Raw genomic sequence first — 2,256 nt, forward strand, 5'->3', positions numbered from 1 at the left:
ATCGGCTGTAAATTTAAAGACAGACTCAGGGGTCTGTAGCTCAGTCGGTTAGAGCACCGTCTTGATAAGGCGGGGGTCGTTGGTTCGAATCCAACCAGACCCACCATTGTCTGACGTGTCGGTGATCGTTAGCGCTTTAGCGATTACGAGCAACCCATGCCGATAGGCTGTAGTACCTGAGGTTATCTGTACTCATGGGGGCATAGCTCAGCTGGGAGAGCACCTGCTTTGCAAGCAGGGGGTCGTCGGTTCGATCCCGTCTGCCTCCACCAATCACCAACGCTAAGGGCTTGGTTCAGACACTGAACCGAGAATTTTGCATTGGCGATTGAGCCAGTCAGAGTGATACGTAGTATGTATCGGCTGTCGTTCTTTAACAATCTGGAAGAAGTAAGTAATTTGGATAGCGGAAGCGTCTTGAGATGGACGTGGAAACTATCCGGGTTGTGATTGTATCGATGTATCTCAAGATGATTCGAACTCTATGTTTGACTCAATTGGAATACGGCACAACGCGAGAACTCAACCTGTAGCGACTGTCGCGAGACAGACTCGTTATAGGGTCAAGCGAACAAGTGCATGTGGTGGATGCCTTGGCGATCACAGGCGATGAAGGACGCGGTAGCCTGCGAAAAGCTACGGGGAGCTGGCAAACAAGCTTTGATCCGTAGATGTCCGAATGGGGAAACCCACTCCTTTTGGAGTATCCATGGCTGAATACATAGGCCATGCGAAGCGAACGCGGTGAACTGAAACATCTAAGTAACCGCAGGAAAAGAAATCAACCGAGATTCCCAAAGTAGTGGCGAGCGAAATGGGATGAGCCTTGCACTCTTTATTTGTATTGTTAGCCGAACGCTCTGGAAAGTGCGGCCATAGCAGGTGATAGCCCTGTAGGCGAAAACAGTATGAAAGAACTAGGTGTGCGACAAGTAGGGCGGGACACGTGAAATCCTGTCTGAAGATGGGGGGACCATCCTCCAAGGCTAAATACTCGTGATCGACCGATAGTGAACCAGTACCGTGAGGGAAAGGCGAAAAGAACCCCGGGAGGGGAGTGAAATAGATCCTGAAACCGCATGCATACAAACAGTCGGAGCCTCGTAAGGGGTGACGGCGTACCTTTTGTATAATGGGTCAGCGACTTACGTTCAGTAGCAAGCTTAACCGTATAGGGCAGGCGTAGCGAAAGCGAGTCCGAATAGGGCGTTCAGTTGCTGGGCGTAGACCCGAAACCAGGTGATCTATCCATGGCCAGGATGAAGGTGCGGTAACACGTACTGGAGGTCCGAACCCACTAACGTTGAAAAGTTAGGGGATGAGCTGTGGATAGGGGTGAAAGGCTAAACAAACCTGGAAATAGCTGGTTCTCTCCGAAAACTATTTAGGTAGTGCCTCGTGTCTCACCTTCGGGGGTAGAGCACTGTCATGGTTGGGGGGTCTATTGCAGATTACCCCGCCATAGCAAACTCCGAATACCGAAGAGTGCAATCACGGGAGACAGACATCGGGTGCTAACGTCCGGTGTCAAGAGGGAAACAACCCAGACCGCCAGCTAAGGTCCCCAAATATAGCTAAGTGGGAAACGAAGTGGGAAGGCTAAAACAGTCAGGAGGTTGGCTTAGAAGCAGCCACCCTTTAAAGAAAGCGTAATAGCTCACTGATCGAGTCGTCCTGCGCGGAAGATGTAACGGGGCTAAGCTATATACCGAAGCTGCGGATGCGAGCTTTGCTCGCATGGTAGGAGAGCGTTCCGTAAGCCTGCGAAGGTGCCTTGTAAAGGGTGCTGGAGGTATCGGAAGTGCGAATGCTGACATGAGTAGCGATAAAGGGGGTGAAAGGCCCCCTCGCCGTAAGCCCAAGGTTTCCTACGCAACGTTCATCGGCGTAGGGTGAGTCGGCCCCTAAGGCGAGGCAGAAATGCGTAGCTGATGGGAAGCAGGTCAATATTCCTGCACCATTGTTAGATGCGATGGGGGGACGGATCGCGGAAGGTTGTCCGGGTGTTGGAAGTCCCGGTCGCTGCATTGGAGAAGGCACTTAGGCAAATCCGGGTGCGGAATTCAAGGGTGTGGCGCGAGCTCCTTAGGGAGCGAAGCAATTGGAAGTGGTTCCAAGAAAAGCCTCTAAGCTTCAGTCTAATGATGACCGTACCGCAAACCGACACAGGTGGGCGAGATGAGTATTCTAAGGCGCTTGAGAGAACTCGGGAGAAGGAACTCGGCAAATTGGTACCGTAACTTCGGGATAAGGTAC

General features: G+C 51.9%; 2 tRNA genes and 1 rRNA gene. All 3 read left to right on the forward strand.

Features of this window, described 5'->3' with window-relative positions:
* Positions 1-29 precede the first annotated feature (29 nt).
* Positions 30-106: transfer RNA gene (locus FFS49_RS41695), tRNA-Ile, on the forward strand.
* Between the two features lie 90 nt (positions 107-196).
* Positions 197-272 (forward strand) — tRNA-Ala (locus FFS49_RS41700).
* A gap of 289 nt (positions 273-561) precedes the next feature.
* A 23S ribosomal RNA gene (locus tag FFS49_RS41710) occupies positions 562-2,256 on the forward strand; the annotation flags it as partial.

The sequence above is a fragment of the Burkholderia sp. 4NA327C6 genome (assembly GCF_005502655.1).
Lineage (GTDB): Bacteria > Pseudomonadota > Gammaproteobacteria > Burkholderiales > Burkholderiaceae > Burkholderia > Burkholderia contaminans.